At 71.9% G+C, this 17,170-nt stretch carries 13 protein-coding genes; 5 read left to right on the plus strand and 8 right to left on the minus strand.

The genetic code is table 11. From position 1 onward, the window contains the following. Positions 1-40 precede the first annotated feature (40 nt). Complete coding sequence (locus tag ACIRL2_RS18880) at positions 41-2,131, minus strand: SpoIIE family protein phosphatase (RefSeq protein ID WP_402233424.1); 2,091 nt, start codon at positions 2,129-2,131, stop codon at positions 41-43. 333 nt (positions 2,132-2,464) lie between these two features. Next, positions 2,465-3,403, minus strand: a complete 939-nt coding sequence (locus ACIRL2_RS18885) for a protocatechuate dioxygenase (RefSeq protein WP_402233426.1) — start codon at positions 3,401-3,403, stop codon at positions 2,465-2,467. Positions 3,404-3,671: 268 nt separating this feature from the next. Here ACIRL2_RS18885 and ACIRL2_RS18890 point away from each other — a divergent pair, with 268 nt between their 5' ends. Continuing rightward, positions 3,672-3,935, plus strand: coding sequence for a hypothetical protein (locus ACIRL2_RS18890; RefSeq protein WP_395860241.1), 264 nt, complete (start codon positions 3,672-3,674; stop codon positions 3,933-3,935). Between the two features lie 91 nt (positions 3,936-4,026). Then, the gene (locus ACIRL2_RS18895) at positions 4,027-4,437 is read left to right on the plus strand and encodes a hypothetical protein (protein ID WP_395860243.1); all 411 of its coding nucleotides are present in this window, start codon (positions 4,027-4,029) and stop codon (positions 4,435-4,437) included. A 448-nt stretch (positions 4,438-4,885) separates the two neighbouring features. On the opposite strand, the gene ACIRL2_RS18900 is transcribed toward ACIRL2_RS18895, so the two are convergent. Then, on the minus strand, positions 4,886-5,482 hold the full coding sequence (locus ACIRL2_RS18900; RefSeq protein WP_402233430.1) for a hypothetical protein: 597 nt from the start codon (positions 5,480-5,482) through the stop codon (positions 4,886-4,888). A gap of 196 nt (positions 5,483-5,678) precedes the next feature. Between ACIRL2_RS18900 and ACIRL2_RS18905 the strand changes: the two genes are divergently transcribed. Beyond that, positions 5,679-6,431 carry a phosphatase PAP2 family protein gene (locus ACIRL2_RS18905; RefSeq protein ID WP_402233433.1) on the plus strand — a complete coding sequence of 251 codons (753 nt, stop codon included), beginning with the start codon at positions 5,679-5,681 and terminating at the stop codon, positions 6,429-6,431. A 126-nt stretch (positions 6,432-6,557) separates the two neighbouring features. Here ACIRL2_RS18905 and ACIRL2_RS18910 read toward each other — a convergent pair whose 3' ends face one another. Both ACIRL2_RS18910 and wrbA read right to left on the minus strand, forming a co-directional pair. Then, the gene (locus tag ACIRL2_RS18910; RefSeq protein ID WP_402233436.1) at positions 6,558-6,872 is read right to left on the minus strand and encodes a DUF2795 domain-containing protein; all 315 of its coding nucleotides are present in this window, start codon (positions 6,870-6,872) and stop codon (positions 6,558-6,560) included. 693 nt (positions 6,873-7,565) lie between these two features. Next, positions 7,566-8,174, minus strand: coding sequence for an NAD(P)H:quinone oxidoreductase (gene wrbA / locus ACIRL2_RS18915; protein WP_395860251.1), 609 nt, complete (start codon positions 8,172-8,174; stop codon positions 7,566-7,568). 113 nt (positions 8,175-8,287) lie between these two features. Here wrbA and ACIRL2_RS18920 point away from each other — a divergent pair, with 113 nt between their 5' ends. Continuing rightward, positions 8,288-8,911 (plus strand): TetR/AcrR family transcriptional regulator, encoded by a 624-nt coding sequence (locus ACIRL2_RS18920; RefSeq protein ID WP_402233439.1) that lies wholly within the window; start codon positions 8,288-8,290, stop codon positions 8,909-8,911. Positions 8,912-9,192: 281 nt separating this feature from the next. On the opposite strand, the gene ACIRL2_RS18925 is transcribed toward ACIRL2_RS18920, so the two are convergent. Beyond that, positions 9,193-9,969, minus strand: a complete 777-nt coding sequence (locus ACIRL2_RS18925) for an SDR family oxidoreductase (RefSeq protein ID WP_395860255.1) — start codon at positions 9,967-9,969, stop codon at positions 9,193-9,195. A gap of 67 nt (positions 9,970-10,036) precedes the next feature. Beyond that, positions 10,037-10,948, minus strand: coding sequence for an RNA polymerase sigma-70 factor (locus tag ACIRL2_RS18930; RefSeq protein WP_402233441.1), 912 nt, complete (start codon positions 10,946-10,948; stop codon positions 10,037-10,039). Positions 10,949-11,155: 207 nt separating this feature from the next. On the opposite strand from ACIRL2_RS18930, the gene ACIRL2_RS18935 reads away from it, so the two are divergent. Then, complete coding sequence (locus ACIRL2_RS18935) at positions 11,156-13,468, plus strand: HelD family protein (RefSeq protein ID WP_402233780.1); 2,313 nt, start codon at positions 11,156-11,158, stop codon at positions 13,466-13,468. Between the two features lie 491 nt (positions 13,469-13,959). On the opposite strand, the gene ACIRL2_RS18940 is transcribed toward ACIRL2_RS18935, so the two are convergent. Further along, positions 13,960-16,899: an ATP-binding protein gene (locus ACIRL2_RS18940; RefSeq protein ID WP_395860961.1), complete on the minus strand. Its 2,940-nt coding sequence runs from the start codon at positions 16,897-16,899 to the stop codon at positions 13,960-13,962. Positions 16,900-17,170: the final 271 nt, after the last annotated feature.

Raw genomic sequence — 17,170 nt, forward strand, 5'->3', positions numbered from 1 at the left:
CGGGGGCTGCTCGGAGTCGTCCCCCGCGATCGCGCCCGGTTCACCCGTCGCCGAAGGCGGCCAGGAGGTCGTCCTCGGACGGCGCGGCGGTCGGCGGCGCGGGGGCGGTCGGTAGTTCGGTCCAGATGGTCTTGCCGGTGCGGTGGTAGCGACTGCCCCAGCGGGCGGTGAGCTGGGCGACGAGGAACAGGCCGCGCCCGCCCTCGTCGGTGTCGCGGGCTCGGCGCAGCCGGGGTTGGGTGTTGCTGGGGTCGGAGACCTCGCACACCAGCATGCCGTCGTGGATGAGCCGCACACCGACGGGCCCGCCCGCGTACCGGATGGCGTTGGTGACCAACTCGCTGACGACGAGTTCGCAGGTGTACGCGAGTTCCCCGAGGCCCCAGTCCGCGAGCTTGCTCGTGACCAACTCCCGGGCGCGGGAGACCTGGGCGAGGTCGGCCGGCAGTTCCCAGCGGGCCACCGCGTCGTCGGGGACGCCGCGAGTACGCGCGAGCAGCAACGCGACGTCGTCGTCACGCCGCGGATCGAGGCGGGCCAGCACGGCGGCGCCGATGGCCTCCAGCGGCCGGTCCCGGTTCTCGGCCGCGACCGCCGCGAATTCGTCCAGACTCGCGGAGGGGTCGGTGTCCCGTCGCTCGACGAGCCCGTCGGTGTAGAAGGCGAGCAGCGAGTCGGGCGGCAGCTCGATCTCGACGGCCTCGAACGGCAGTCCACCGACGCCGAGCGGAGGCCCCGGCGGCACCTCGGCGAACCGCGGGTCCATGCCTGGGCGCATCACCAGCGGCGGCGGGTGTCCGGCACTGGCGATGGCGAGGGTACGGCCGATCGGATCGTAGACCGCGTACTGGAACGTGGCGCCGAGTGCGGCGAGTTCCGCGGTCGCGTCGTCGGGATCGTGCTCGGGCCAGTAGCTGAGCACCAGGTCGTCCAGGTGTCCGATCAGCTCGTCGGGCTCCAGATCCAGGTCGGCGAGGGTCTGCACGGCGGTACGCAGGCGCCCCATCGCGGCGGTTGCGCCCAGCCCGTGGCCGACGACGTCCCCGACCACGAACGCGGTGCGCATCGAGGACAGCGGGATCACGTCGAACCAGTCGCCGCCCACCCCCGCGTCGCCCTCGGCGGGACGGTAGGTGCCGGCGGTTTCCGCGGCCGCGGTGCGGTTGACCAGCCGGGGCAGCAACGATCGCTGCAGGGCCACGGCGGTGCGGTGCTCGCGCGTGTAGCGGCGCGCGTTGTCCACGCTGAGCGCGGCGCGCGAGGCGATCTCCGCGAGCAGGGTCGCGTCGCGGTCGTCGAAGGCGGGTCGGTCGCCGGTGCGCCAGACGGTGATACTGCCCAGGATCAGCCCGCGGACCAGCAGCGTGGCGACCATGGACGAGGACGCCACCGCCGGAATGATCGTGTCCAGCGTCTCCGGATCCAGGTTGAGGGACGCGCGCAGTTGTGCCATGTCGGTGGCGCGGACCGGGACGCCCTCGGCGAGCGGACCGAGCATCGGGCTTTCCGGAAACTGCGGCAGTCGGTCGCCGACGCCCAGCATCGGGGCGGGCCAGCGGGTGCCCGGCCGGGCGGCGACCGCGACCCGCAGCAGGGCGAGCTGATTTTCACCGGTCGGGCGGGGCTCGTCCCCGTGCAGGACGGGCTCGGTCAGATCCACGGAGGCCAGGTCCGCGAAGTCCGGCACCAGCACGTCGACGAACGCCCGGGCCGCCGCGTCCAGGTCCAGGCTCGCGCCGATGTCGACCGCCGCCGTGTGCGCCAACTCGTGGTGTTCGCGGGCCCGAGCCTCCGGGTCCCGCGCATCGCCGGCGGCGCGCCGAACCGGCAGCAGCAGGACCAGTCGGGCGCTGGGGACGAGGTTCGACCTGTCCGGGCCGTGGTCGGACAGCGGCGTCGTCAGGGAACGAGCGTGCACCGGCCCCAGGGCGCCCGGGATCGTCACCCGCGCGCCCGGCCCGCGCCCGGGCACCGCGCGCAGCGCCGCGGCAGCGGCCGGCGGCAACGGATCACCCAACTGTCTCCGCGCGGACGGGCTGCACATGAGGACGTTGCCGTCCGCGTCCAACAGCACCGCCGCGAGGTCAGGGGGGATCCCCTCGTCCGCTTCGACGGCACGCGACGCCCGCATCCTCGGCCCGCCCTGCCTCCCCGAGCCACGGAATCCTTCGTGACGTTCCATTCTCACGCCACCCGACCATCGCCTGCCACCAGAGCCCCGGACCCGCCCGCCCCACCCCGCCTGGGCCGTGCGGGCTCCCGGCCGCCGGGCGCGTCGTTCGATGCCGCCGATGCCGCTGCGCGAGGCGGGGTTCGGCGTCGAGGACGGTGAACGGGCCCGCCGCAGGGGCCGAAGGCGGCGTGCCGTGGCGTCGGCCAAGCCCTGTCGCCCCGATCACGAAACCGTCCGCCGTCGACTGCGGGAACGGCGGTGACGCCCGACGGCGGGCCCCGGACGCCGGACCTACTTGCCGTCCTTGTCGGGATCCGCGGCGAGGGTGATCACGCCCAGATAGCCGTCGCCGTCCTGGACGACCTTGAGGAGCATGGTGGGCTTGTAGATGTTGTCGCCATCGTTGAACGTGTCCCGGCCGGTGTGCTTGGCATACGGCTGTTCGGCGAAGACGGCACTGTTGAGCGCCTCGTCCATCATCAGCTGGGTGGTGAGTGTGCGTGCGTTGTCGAAGTGCACCATGGCGTGGACGTGGACGGTACGGCCCCGGTACCAGCCGGGCCAGATGGTGGTGAACTGCACGATCCCCTGGTTGTCGGTCACCTGAGCGCCGCGCAGGTAGCGCTTGTCGTCCTGCGGCGTGAGGTCCCCCTGTGCCCCGCCACCGCCTGCGCCCCCGCCCGGCGCTCCCGAGGGGGGTGCGCCGCCGGGCGCTCCGGACGGGGGCGGGCCACCACCCGGACCGCCGCTCCCCCCGCTCCCCCCGCTCCCGCCGCTGGGACCGCCTCCGCCGCCGCCCCCGCCGGAGAGGCTTTCGGCCCCGGAGTAGAGACCGGCCGCGTCGCAGTGCCAGATCTCCACCACCGCGTTCGGGATCGCTTGGCACGTCTCACTGTCCTGGACCCGGACGGCCAGCCGCAGCCGGGCGCCCGCGCGGTCCTCGCGGATGTCGCTGCGGATCTTGTCGGCGTCGAAGTAGTACGGGCCCTGGGTGGTCTGCGGGGTCAGAGCGCAGGTGCCCGCCCCCTCGAACAGTTTCGCGATGTCCTGGGTGCTGCCGGCCTGGGGCGAGACCGTGGCAGTGGCGCCCGTCGTCGTGGTGGCCTGGGCGCTGCCGCCGTTCTTTGCTCCCGAGCAGGCGCTGAGGAGCGCGCCCAGGCCGATGCTGCCGATGCCCGCCAGCGCGGTGCGCCGACTGACGCGTTGACCTTCGTGGTGGTCATGGCTCATGGTCCGTCGACTCCTTCCGAGTCACTCTCGGTCATCGGCAGCGTAGGAACGCAGCATGAGAGCCGTCTGTGAGCCGGATGAGAAACGGATCGTCCGTCGGCGGGCCCTTCGCCGATCCCGACCTCGCCGCGCCCGCCCCGCACACCACGCGTGCGAGCGGACACCGCAACGGGCCACCGTCGCCGTCCTTGTAGGCGAGGCACCCGAACCGCACGCGCGGCCGGGTCCGCCGCCGGCGGGACCGGGCGGTTCGACGCACACTCGAATGGTGGAGATCATGTCGGCGCGCGGCTACCTCATCCTCCCCGACCTCGGGGATGTCGAGGTCACCCTCGACCTGTTCGACTGGCCGATCAACGGCGAGACCCTCGCGCGTACGTGGAGCGCGGTCATCGACAACGGCCCCGTCCTGGAGCCCGACACCGAGGGCTTCCTGCGCCTGGACACCGAGCCCGCCGGAATCGGACACCCGTTCGTCGTCATCGCCGCCGGGCACCACGTGACACGAATCAGCGGACGCAGGACCGTGTGACCGGGGCCGCCCCCTCCCGGACCGGGTCGCCCGACCGGATCTGAGTATCCGTACTCTGCCGGGTGCTCGCGTAGGCCGGAAAACTGGCGCCATGGACGAAGGACCACGAAAAGCAGTGCCCACGTTCCTGGCGACCCCGGTCCTGGCCGCGATCGCGGCGGCGGCATGGGCCGCATGGCTGGGCTGGGATCAGCACCGCGACGTGCATCCCGACGGTTCGACGACCGGCCCCTACCAGGCCTGGCAGGTGGTCGGGCTCGTACTGACCCTGTTCGCGGCGGTCTGCCGGGCGGCCTCCCGCGGCCATGTCGCGGCGGCGACGATCGGCACCACCACGGGCCTGACCCTCGCCGCCTATCTCGACTGGTCGGACGACTCGAGCGGACTGTACATGGTGGGCGTGACCATGGTCGGACTCGCGAGCGTGGGCGCGACGGGCATCCTCTCCCACCTGGTCGCCTCCGCGAGGCACCAAGCGGGAAGCCGCCGACCGAGGCACTGACCCTTCCCCACGCCGCCGCCCCGACGCCCGCCGGCCCCATTCACGAGGCGGGCGACGCGGGGCCTCGGACCGGGCATCCCGGTCGGGCGTCTCCTCCCCCTCGGTCGGGAGGAGACGCCCACCCACCGCCGGCGATCCCCCGGAGCCCCCGAAGGGGAGGAACCGCCCGCGCCCCACGCCTGCCCCGCCCGCGGCGACCCGCGCCCACCCGAACGGGTGAACCACTTCGCCGCGGCGCGTGTCCACCGACGGCCGGCCGGGTTCCCGCACCGAGCAGCGGCACTTCCGCCGCGTCCGGGTCCTCCCTCGGGCGCGGCAGACGGCCGGCCCGGCGCCACTTCCCGTCCCCGGACACGGAGCGGAGTCGAGCGCGATCTCCCCGACGAGTTCGGGAACGACGGCATCGCAGGTTGTCCGTAAGGGAGTTCGGGCGGCCTCGCGAGCGCTCTCAGGACATGAACCCCAGGACTCCGCGGCCCTCGCTCGCCCGTGCCGCGTTCAGCCATTCCGCGCAGTCCTCGATGGCCTCGCGCACCTCCCCGTCGAGTGCGGCCAGTTGCTCGCCAGTGGCGGCGGCGTACTGTTCCAGCGCCTTGGCGCAGTCCGCCGGCGACCAGACTCCGTGCCCCGGAAGGTCGGTGTACGGGAGCGGCGAGGGAAGTCCGTAGCCGAACTCCGAGACCCGAACGGCGTCCACGCCGAGCGACGCGAGCCCTTCGTCGACGCGCTCGAGCCACCCGAACCGGAACGGCGAGAAGTTGTTGCTGTAGATCCGCCGCCCGTGGAAGGCGCAGATCATCCGGTACGCGTAGCCGTACTGGAACGCGTGCCCGTCCGCGAACGGCCCGCCGTCCACCACCGCGGTCAGCGCCTCGTACAGCGTCGGCGCGCCGGCCGCGATCTCGCTCGAGAAATAGTCGTCGTCCCGGGCCATCTCCTGCTTGAAGCGTCCGCCGATGGCCCGGCGCACGCGTACGTCCCCCGACCCCACCACCGCACGCACGGCCTCGGGGTCCGCAATGAACAAAGACAGCGAAAGACTCATGCCGCCAAACCTATCGACCTCGCCCGACACGGCCGCGCCCCTGTGCGGTCGCGAACGGCGCACCCCGAACGCCCGCGTGGACAAGCGGACATGGACCCGCCTGTCCGGGTGGGCACGGGACTCGGCGTCTGCGCGGACGGCGTGGGAGGTGGTGGCGCGCCCGTGTCGACTCGGGCTTCCGGGGAAGGCGTCGACGGTGAGCACCCACGACCCGTCCCGGGATGGCCTGTCTCGGTCCGATTCACGATTCGGCCTCAGGTTGGTCCTGGTCGCGGGCGCCTTCCTGGTCGGGGTTGTGCCTTTCACGCTCCTGGCGCTGCTGGTGCGCAACTCCTGGTCGCCATTGCAGGCGTTGGACGTCGACATCGCTCGGACGATGGAGGCGTGGATGTCGGCGCGACCGCGTTGGCGCCGACTGGCGCACACGCTCAGCGACTGGGTCTGGGACCCTTTCGTCTTTCGAATTCTGGTGCTTGTGCTCTGCGTGTGGTTGTGGCGGCGCGGTGCCCGCCGGCTCGTCCTGTGGGCGGTCACGGCGATGGTGATCGCGGCGGCGCTCAGCGGCCTGACCAAGGTGGTGATCGCGCGTGCCCGCCCCGAGGACGCCGTCACGAGCGCCCCGGGCGGATCGTTTCCCTCCGGGCATACGTTGACCGCGACCGTCGGCGCGGGCGTGCTGTTGCTGATCCTGCTGCCCGTCCTTCCCCGTCGGTCCCGCCCGGTGGTGTGGTGCGCGACAGTCGTCTCGGCGTTCGGGGTCGGGTGCACCCGTGTGGCCCTGGGCGCTCACTACCTCTCCGATGTGGTCGGCGGCTGGATCCTGGGCATCGCCGTCCTGGCCGCCACCTCCGGCGCCTTCGCGTGGTGGCGGCACGACACCGGCCCGCCGGCCCCGGACACGGACGCCGGACTCGAACCGGGAATCCACCCGGCGAAACCCGGGCACTGACGACCGAACGTGGCATCGTGACCGCGCATCGGGAGCGCCGACGAGACGGGGACGGCGGACAACGGGGACGACGGCCCCGCGACCGGCGCCGCCACCGACAACGGTGGCGGCGCCGGTCGCCTCTCGTCAGGTGTGGTGCTCTTCCGTGCCCAGGCCGAGGGCCCTGCACAGTTGTTGCACGCTTTCGTAGTCGAAGCCGTCCACCGGCAACCCGGCGAGGAGATCCACCAGGTGGTCGGGCGCCGACGTCCCGCGCAGCCGTGCCAGGAGCGCCTCGCGATCGGCGGGGTAGATGTCGCGTCCCAGGTGGCGCGCCAAATCACTTCGTACCCGCACGTCGGTCGCGCTCATCCCGGATGGCGTGCCACCCACACCCGAAGCGCGCTCGACGAGGTCCTCCGGCGCGCCGGTGGGGACGTTGTCATGCTCGTGAGTGGTCATGTCGTGATGCCTACCCGATTCACTGCGATCCGGAATCCCGTACGGCAAACCGGTCGAGCCCGCCCCGGACGCGAATCACCCGCATCCCCGCTGCCCACGAGCATCCGTACCCGCGCGCCGGGACGGTCGCGGCCCGAAACCGAGCGCGCACGCGACGACCCACCGGCCACCGCGTTCACCCGGCACCGGACCTGAACCCGTCTCCGGACCCCGGCATCGCGCCGCCGGTCTCCGGGCGAGCGGACGCCGCCCACCGACGGGGAGGACCGGGAACTCGCCCGGCCCGTCGTCACCGAAGCAAGGCGTCCGGCCCGTCCGCATCCGACCGCGTCCGCATCGGTGTCACGCGACGACCCCCATCGGAGGGCGCGGAGCGCCGATACTCGTCCGCCAACCACACCAGTGCCAGGGCCATCCCCTCACCTTCGGCCGACTCCGCCGCCTCTCGCTCCGCTCGCTCCGCGAAACGATGCGGACCGAACCCGTTCGTCCCCATGACGCACGTCCCTTCACCCGGCCGGTCGCCCGTCCCGGGCGCCTCCAGCAAGGCTGTCCACGTCGGCCGCGGACATGCACGACGAATATCGAAATTGCGAGGAAAGGCCGGCGAAGCCATCCAACCGGGCTGGGGTGTCCCGGATTTCGCATCCCGCGCTCGCGCGCGAACACGGGTGCGCACATGCGAGGCGGCGCCTACGCGGCCTGGCCGGCCAGGAGCTTTCGGGTCACGGTGGTCAGGCGCGCGCCCTGGTAGCGGGCGGCTTCGAGGATGTTGTCGCCGGGCTCGCCGGCCCCGGAGGCGTGCGCGGTGCCGTACGGGTTGCCGTTGGCGCCGTACACGACCGGGTCGGTGTAGCCCGGCGACACGATCAGCGAGCCCCAGTGGTGCAGGGTGTTGTACAGCGCCAACAGCGTCGACTCGTTGCCGCCGTGCAGGTTCGCCGCGCTGACGAATCCGGTGGCCGGCTTGTCGACGAACACGCCCTGCTGCCACAGCCCGCTGGTCGTGTCGATGAACTGCTTGAGCTGCGAGGAGATGTTGCCGAACCGCGTCGGCGAGCCGAACGCGTAGGCGTCGGCCCACACGAGGTCGTCCAGCGTGGCGACCTCGACGTCCCGGGTGGCATCGAGGTGCGCGCGCCATGCCGGTACGGAGTCGACGACCTCGTCGGGCGCGAGTTCGGGCACCCGGCGCAGGCGTACCTCGGCACCGGCCTTCTCCGCTCCTTCGGCGACGGCCCGGGCGAGTTGGTGGACGTTGCCCGTGGACGAGTAGTAGACGACGGCGATCTTGGTGGTCATGGCGAAACCTCCGGCAGGACTAATCGGATTGCTATCCGCTTCGACGAGGAGTCAAGCGGATAGGAATCCCTTTGGCAAGTGGGAAGCGGATGACTATCCGTTAGGCTGCGATCATGAGCCCACCGCCCCGCATCGATCTCCCGATGGCCGAACAACCTCCGCCGGAACGGGCCGACGCCGCCCGCAACCGTCGCCGGATCCTCGATGCCGCCGGCCGGATCGTCGCCGAGCAGGGCCCCGACGCGCTCACCATGAACGCGGTCGCGCATGCCACCGGGATGGGCGTCGGCACGGTCTACCGCCGGTTCGGCGATGTGGCCGGCCTACTGTTCGCACTCCTCGACGAGCGCGAACAGGTCTTCCAGGCCGCCTTCCTCTCCGGCCCGCCCCCGTTGGGCCCGGGGGCGCCCACCGCCGACCGCCTGCGCGCGTTCCTGCACGCACTCGTCGATCGCGTCGTGGAGCAGCACGCGATGCTGTTGGCGGCGGAGGTCGCCGATCCGTGCGCGCGCTACACCAGCGCGCCCTACCGTGCGATGCGGATCCACACGGCGATGCTGATCGCCCGGCTGCGGCCGGACGCCGACGCCACGACCCTCGCGGACTTCCTGCTCGGCCCGTGCGGACCGAGCCTGCTGCACCACCTGCGCACCGACCGAGGACTGACGCCCACGGAGATCAAGCGGGCACTCGACCAGACGCTGGAGCTGTACGGTCTCGACGCACGCCTCGACTGACGGGCACGCGTCATCGGGCCACGAGTCGCCCACGCCCGTCGACGTCCCGCCAACAGGCCCGCCCCGCGCCGGTCCGGCCGCCCGGAGCAGCTCCGCGAGGACGTGTGGGGTGGTCGCGGACGGGCTCGGGACCCTCCGGCACGAGCTCTTCGTGCACCCTGCCGGAGGGCCGCGCCCGATCAGGTCACGCCTTCGGCGAGAACGGGCAGGCCGAGACCGCCCGAAAGCAAACCGAGGCGACCCGCGGGACCGAAGCCCGCGCCACGCTCAGCGGGTCGTGCTCAGCCGGCCACCTTCGCGGCGAGGTAGTCCTCCCACGTCCTGACGCCCACCGCGTTCTCCCGCGTGACCAGCCCCCCGGCGCGCAGCCCGGCGCCGGCCTTGCCCGGGACCCGCACGGGCAGGACCCACCGCCGCTTGCCCACCGCCTTCAGCCAGGAACGAGCCAGGTCCCCCGCCTGGTACACCCGCGGCCCGCCCAGGTCCGCGACCCGCCCGGCCGGCGCGCCCTGCGCCAACTCCACCAGTCGGTCGGCCACTTCGCCCTGGTCGACGGGCTGGCACACGGTCTTCGACGGAACCATGACGAAGGGCGTCCTGGACGACAGGCCGAACACCTTGTGCAGCAGCTCGGGGAACTGCGTCGCGCGCAGATTGCTCCACGGGATACCGGACTCGGCGAGCAACCGCTCACCCTCGATCTTGATCTCGTAGTAGGAGTACGGGATCCGGTCGATGCCGACGATCGAGATGTTCACGATGTGCCCGACTCCGGCCCGCTTCGCGGCGCCCAGCAGGTGCCGCCAGCCGGGAAGGTCGTGCTTCGGCTTCCGCGTGTCCGACGCGCAGTGGATGATCGTCGCGACGCCGTCGAACGCCGCGTCGACACCCTCGCCGGTCTGCAGGTCGGCGGTCACCCAGGTGACCGCCGCGTCGTCGGGCAGCGCCGCCCTGCGGGTCATCGCGCGCACCGGCAGCCCGGTGCGCCGGACCCGATCCAGCACCTCGCGCCCGAGCACACCGGTCGCGCCCGTCACCAGGATCACGTTCTCGCTCATCGGTCCTCCTCGCTACGGGGACGCCGCACCGTCGCGACGTCGCCCTCGTCAGCAAGGAACCGGACGGCTATGCGTTACGTGACAACCCTCGGCATTGTTCTTCGAGGAATTTCAGCTTCTCCGGATTGCGGACGATCCGCACGCCCGCGATGCCCTCCGCGCCGAACTGCGCCACCGCCACGGTCGTGAGCGCCCCGCCCTCCCAGCCCAACAGCGCCGCCTCGCCGTTGACCTCGGCGAAGCCGAATTCCATATCGGACGAGAAGCGCTCCACCAGACCCAGCAGGAACCGGGCCACCTTCTCGCGCCCGGAGACCGGTCGTGTCGACGCGGAGACCTTGCCGCCCCCGTCGGTCCACGTCACGACGTCGTCGGCGAGGAGCGACTCCAGTTGCCCGAGCGCCCCCTCGGCCGCCGCCGTCAGGAAACGCGCCAGCAGGTCGGAACGCACCTCCGCGGAAGCCTCGAAGCGCGGCCGCCCGGACACCAGATGTTGCCTCGCCCGCCGGTAGGTCTGCCGGGAGTTGGCCTCCGGCCAGTCCAGCACCTCGGCGATCTCCCGATGGCTGTACCCGAACGCGTCCCGCAGGACCACGACCGCCCGCTCCGGCGGCGACAACCGTTCCAGCATCACGAGCATCGCCATCGACACCGCGTCCCGCTGCTCGGCGGTCTCCAACGGCCCGAGCGCCCCCGCGTCCGTCCGCACCGGCTCGGGCAACCACGGCCCGACGTACTCCTCGCGCCGCGCCCGCGCGGACGTCAGCCGGTTGAGGCACAGATTCGTCAACACCTTGGCCAACCACGCCCCCGGCACCTCGATGTGTCCTCGATCGGCCGCGTGCCAGCGCAGGTACGCGTCCTGCACCGCGTCCTCGGCCTCGGCCGCCGACCCCAGCATCCGGTACGCGATCCCGAACAGCCGCCCCCGCTGCGCCTCGAACTCCGCGGTCGGGTCGGGGAAGGCGTCGATCGTCACGAAATCCACCGTACCGCCGGCCACCGAGTCGTTCGTCCTCGGCGTCTCCACGGCCGCCGGGGCAACGAGAAAGCCCCGGACGTCCTGACGTCCGGGGCCTTTACTCAAGGTATATTGGATGGTTCTGAATACCGGTTTTCTCACGGCATTCAGGAATCTCAATGAAGGCATAATACCCGTCCGGGAGACGAATTGTCAAACGCCGAATTGCGATACGAGCAGGAATTCGTCGACGCGCTCTACGCACGCCTCGCGGACCTGCGTGCCCAGGCGGAGGCCGCCGTGACGAGCGCGCTCGGGCGCGAGCACGACGGCACCCGGCAGGCACGCGTCGAGCGGGATATCGCGGTCTTCGAGCACTCGAGCCTGCGCGCGGCATTCGACGCCGGCGCCAACGGCCTGTGTTTCGGGCGATTGTTGTTCCGGGACGGCGCCGACCATCACATCGGACGGATCGGAATCCGTCGCGACGACGCCGAACACACCCCACTGATCATCGACTGGCGCGCCGACGTCGCACGACCGTTCTATCTCGCGACCGGGCACACTCCGATGGGCCTGCGCCGGCGGCGGCACATCACCACGTCCGGGCAGCGGGTCACCGCGCTGCACGACGAGATCCTCGACCTCACGGACGACACCCGCACCGGCTTCGAGGGCTCGGACGCCGACGCGGTCCTGCTCGCGTCGCTCGACGCCCGCCGCACCGGGCGCATGCACGACATCGTGCAGACCATCCAGGCCGAGCAGGACCGCATCATCCGTGCGCCGCACCGCGGCATCCTCGTGGTCGAGGGCGGCCCGGGCACCGGCAAGACGGTCGTCGCGCTGCACCGCGCGGCGTACCTGCTGTACGCCAACCGTGAGCACCTGACCCGCCGCGTCGTGCTCGTGGTCGGCCCCAACCCCGCCTTCCTCGGCTACATCGAGGACGTCCTGCCCTCGCTCGGCGAGACGGGCGTGCAGTTCGCCACACCCGGCGAGTTGTTCCCGGGCGTCACCACGACCGCCGTCGACACCCCCGCGGCCGCCGAGGTCAAGGGTCGGGCCGCGATGGCCGAGGTGCTCGCCCGCTTCGTGGCCGACCAACAGACGGTGCCCGAGACGCCGTTGGTGATCGGACACGACGACGGCGACCTGTTCCTCGACGCGGGGATCGTTCGGGCCGCCCGGAGCAAGGCACGTGCGACGCTGTTGCCGCACAACCTCGCCCGCGCGGCGTTCGCGTCGCGGGTGATCGACGGCCTCGCCGAGCAGTTGGTCGACCGGCTCGGCGCGGACCCGTTCGGTGGGCCGAACTTCCTCGGCTCGGAGGAGGTCGCGCAGTTGGCGATGTCGGTCGCCGAGAGCCCGGCCGTGCAGGCGGCCGTCGACGAGCTGTGGCCGCGCCTGACCCCGCAGACGTTGCTCGCGGACTATCTCGCCGAACCGGTGTACCTGTCCGACGAGGACGCCGCCGCGATCCGGCGGCCGGCCGCGTACGACCCGGTCTTCGGGACGTGGACCACCGACGAATGGACGGTGGGCGACGTGCCGTTGCTCGACGAGGCCGCCGAACTCCTGGGTGAGGACGACTCGTTGGCGCGGGCCGCGGCGGATGCCGAGCGCCGGCGGCAGATCGCCTACGCGCAGGGCGTGCTCGACCTGTCCTACGGCTCGCGCACGCAGGAGTTCGAGGACCGCGACGACGAGGAGTCCGAGGTGCTGAGTGCGCACGACCTCGTGGACGCCGAGCGCCTCGCCGAACGCCAGGAGGAGCTGGACCACCGCACCTCCGCCGAGCGCGCGGCGGCGGACCGCACCTGGGCCTACGGCCACATCGTGGTCGACGAGGCCCAGGAACTCTCGGCGATGACCTGGCGGTTGCTCATGCGGCGCAGCCCCACCCGGTCGATGACCCTGGTCGGCGACCCCGCGCAGACCTCGGAGCCGGCCGGGTGCGGATCCTGGGAGCGCATCCTGGTGCCGTACGTCGAAGGTCGCTGGGAGCGGGTCCGGCTGGGCGTCAACTACCGTACGCCGACCGAGATCATGCAGGTCGCGGCCGACGTCATGCGTGCCGCCGACCCGGGCTTCGAACCGCCGAAATCGGTGCGCTCGACCGGTGTGAAGCCGTGGTCGCACCACACCGGGGACCTGCCGGGGGCTGTGGCGTGGGCCGTCGCGCACGAGGGGGTCGCCCCGGAGTCGGACCCTGGGGACGGGGCCGCCGGCCGCGATCCGCAGGTTCCGGCCGAGGGACGCCTCGCGGTGATCGCGCCGCGTGACCTGATCGACGCGGTGGCGACGGCGGTCCCGCACGCCGAACGAGGCGTCGAGCCGGACCTCACCCGGCCCTTGGTGCTGCTCGAGCCCAAGCAGGCCAAGGGCCTGGAGTTCGACGCGGTGATCGTCGTGGAGCCGGCCGCGTTCGCCCTGGCCGACCTGTATGTGGCGCTGACCCGCGCGACACAGCGACTGGGCGTCGTGCACACCCGCGACCTCCCGCCGGGACTCGCCGGTCTCACCCAGGCGGGGTGACCGGCCCGGCCGGGGCGAGGTGACCGCAGCGCGCGGGCGAGATCCGTCCCGCCCGCGCGCATGCGTCCCGCGCCATCCCCGGCCCGCTCGCCGCCGGCAAACGCGGAATCCGCACCGGCCACCACCCCATCCGCCCCCGATGCCGCCGACGTCGGGGCAGATCGTCCCCACTCGCTGCGCGTACGGGTCGTCTCGGCGCGTGCCCGAGCCGTCCAGAGCACGACGGGCCCGGCCGCCCGGGGCGAGCGCGACGGCCATGGCCTAATCGGTCGGATCACCCCCGGCGCCCGGTTCCAGCACCGCGTGATGCCGCGACCGCACCACGACTTCGTCCACATCGCCCCCCTGCTCACCATCGTTCTCGGCGGCGATACGCGTCACCGCAAAGGTGGTTGATCACCTTCAGGGGGCTGCGCGCCCGAACTCCGGGCGGCCACGCGCGTCGCGGAGGTGCTCCGCCGGGCGCCGCGGGGATCGCCTCGGCGCCCGCGTCACACGCCGGCCTTGAAGCGTTCCGCCAGCTTTGTCGTGGTCCAGTTCAGGAATCTTCCGCGTTCGGGTGTGTCCGCACACGCGATGCGGAAGGCCCGCTTGATGGCCTCGGCATTGACTGCCCCCGCGACGGTGGCGACCGCGTCGTGCAGTCCGCTGCGGAACGGGTTCCCGTACCGGGCGATGTTCGAACCCGACCAGTAGAAGGGCTTCTGCCACAACTCCTGCAACTGGCCGGCGGGCGTCGCGCCGGTCAGCCGCAAGCCCCGGCGGGCCCACTCGGCGCTGTCCGGGTGTTGCCACGGCGTGCTCGGATCGGCCTCCTTCGCCGCTTGCAGCGCGTCCTTGATGTCCTGCCAGCGGAAGGTCCCGTAGGTGAGGGCTCGCGGATCGACGGCCTGCGGTTCGGGACCCCGGTCGCAGCGGTGGGCGAGCACGGCCGCGAGCCGGCCGGCGAAGTCGTCCGGATCGATATCGCCCGACATGACCTCCACGCGTGCGGCCGCCGCGCGTTCGGCCGCGTACACCAGGGTGCAGTGCAGCTCGCGGTCGTCCAGGTCGCGCAGTCGCCGAAGGAGGGGTTCGCCGGGTCGCAACGAACCCTGCATGGTCACGATCACGACCGCGTTGGCCTCCGTCCACAGGACCAGTTCGGGATCGCCGGCCGTATGGGCGCAGTGGCTCATGACGCGCAGCGTGCATGGCTGTTCGGCGCAGGCGGTGCCGCACAGTACGCTGCGTCGGCCGCGCAGCGGTGGGTCGGTGGCGACTCCGTCCTCGCTCTCGGACCCTTCGCCGTACGGCATGGCGACGAGGACGGGCACGTCCATGCCGTCGGTGGCCACCGCCGCATGCCCCGGAGGCAGCGCCACCACCCGTTCGTGCTGGGTGCCTTGCAGGTTCACCGCGCCGCCGACCATCGCGCGGTCATCGGCGGCCGGGAGCCGATGGATGATCTTCAACGCGCTGTTCTTTACGACGTCGGACAGGATCTTGTTGGGGATCTGTTCGACGACCACGACGCCTTCGCCATAGGCGCGGATCTCGGCGAGCAGACCGGCGAACAGTTCCGCGGCCGCGAGGGAGATCCGGTTGCCACCCGCCCGCAGAAGGCGGTGGGCCTCTTCGACGACGGTGACATGACGCAGCCTGCCGGGCACGGCGGAATCGGTCCGCACCCGCAGATACTCGACGATGCGGATCAGGACCGTGCCGATGACGAAGGCCTTGTCCTGGTCATTGGAGATGTTCTCGAGTTGGAGCACGACGTTGCCTTCGAGCAGCGCGGCGATGTCGAGCGGGTGTCCACCCTGGAAGAAACGGCCGCACGCGCCTTCGCGAAGGCCGCCGATGCGGACGTCCACAAAGCCTCGGACATTCCTGGTGACCTCGCTGCCGTAGCCGATCGTCTGTACCACGTCGATCGCGGCCGTGCGGAGATCGTCGAGCGTGGGATAGCGCGCGGCGCGCGGGACGTCCGGCTCGTCCACCAGGAACTTGGGTTTGTACGGCGGGCGTTGCTCCCCGCCGACCACATCCCACCCGGAGTCGCGATAGCACTTGCTCATGGCTCGGGCCAACACCTGCGGCAACGGCTCGTGCGTGTCGAATGCCGCCAGGAAGAGTGCCCGTGCCAGGTCCATGTGGCTCTGCAGGGGAAACCCGGGTTCGGGCTCCAGCGGATTCAGTCCGGCCGGCGCCGTGTCGGGGTCGCCGGGGCGGATGACGGTCACCCGGTGATCGGGGCCGAGCCGGCCGGCCATCCGGGCGTACTCCGCCTTGACCGGCTCGATCACCAGCCACGGCACGGGCTGGGGGTGTCTGGACAGTTCACCCAGGAGCGAGCGTACGGTCTGGGACTTGCCCGAACCCGTCGCCCCGCAGACGAACGTGTGCCTGTTGAGCGTCGACCGCGCGACCCGCATGGGTCCCATCGGGGTCTGCGTCTCGTCGAGCGCGTCACCGATCAGGAACGCGCCGTCATCGAGCTCCGGGTAGGTGAGACCGAAGGTGTTGGGCGGGAACATGTGCAGTCCCGCCGTCTCCAGGACCGGCGGGCGCGCGAGCGCCCCCAGGAACTCCGTCGTGGCGGTGAACGGCCAGGTGCCGCCGCTCACCGGGTCGGGTCGGCGATCCTCCGGTGCCGCCCAGCTCCCGGCGAGGTCGCTCACACCGCGTGTCGGTGTGAGCAGGAACGGTTGGTCGGTCACATCGGCGGCACCGCACAACAATCCCGCGGCGGCATGTGCCGTCGCGGGGTCCGCGGCTCCGACCAGGATCCGGACGTCCCACATACCGGTCGCCCGCGACCGGGCCAACGCACGGCGTCGCTCGGCGTCGCGCTCCATGACCGCCTGGTCGGTCCGGGCCGGCGGCACGAACAGATCGGCCGGGTCGGGACCCGCCCAGTCCAGCACCTCTCTGGGCACGGGCTCGGCGATCACCAGCCACGCGAACGGCGTGTCGATGTACGTGGCGGCGGTGTCCAGGATCGGCCTCGGCCCGCCCACCGGCCGCGAAGTCGACAAGGTCTGGGTCCACAACATGTCGGGGGCGCCGACACACCGCACCCAGTACGGCAACGCCTCGAGCATGTCGGCGACTTCGCGCTCGGGGAGCGACATGACGCGCGCCCCGCGCGGATACGCGACCCTGCCGTGCCCACCGACCGGCTCGGTGCCGCCGGCGGGCGGAAAGTACGGTCTGCCGCCCATCAGGAACCGCAGTGGTCCGCCCGGCGTCGACCGTACCCAGGCAACGGACAGGGCAGGCGGTGGGCCGACGAGCTGGGTGGCCAGCCTCGCGTGCGCCGCGGTCAACGCCGCGAAGGTGGCCGCTTGCGCATGCCGCGCCGCGCCCGAACCGATCGCTCCGAGGTCCGGATCCGCCGTCGCCTTCGGCAGGGCGAGCAGTTGATGGAACCGAAACCCGTGATACACGCTTTCCAAGCGTCGCTCTCCTCGCGTCCGCGCATGCCAAGGTCACCGGGCGCGGACCGGACGCCCTGGCAGGTCTCCTATATCCCCTCATTCAAGAGCACCGGCGGCGGCCGAGCTATCCCTTTGGCGCGGCATCTGCGGCACCCGCGGCACTCGCGGCACTCGCGGCACCTTCGGACGCGGCGACACCGAGGAAGTCGCGCCGGAGCCCAGGCTCGGGAACGAGACCGGGAACCGGGCCGCGACTCCGGCGCCGTCCCCGGTCGGGACC

This window comes from Embleya sp. NPDC127516 (genome assembly GCF_044765325.1).
In the GTDB taxonomy this organism is placed as follows: Bacteria; Actinomycetota; Actinomycetes; order Streptomycetales; family Streptomycetaceae; genus Embleya.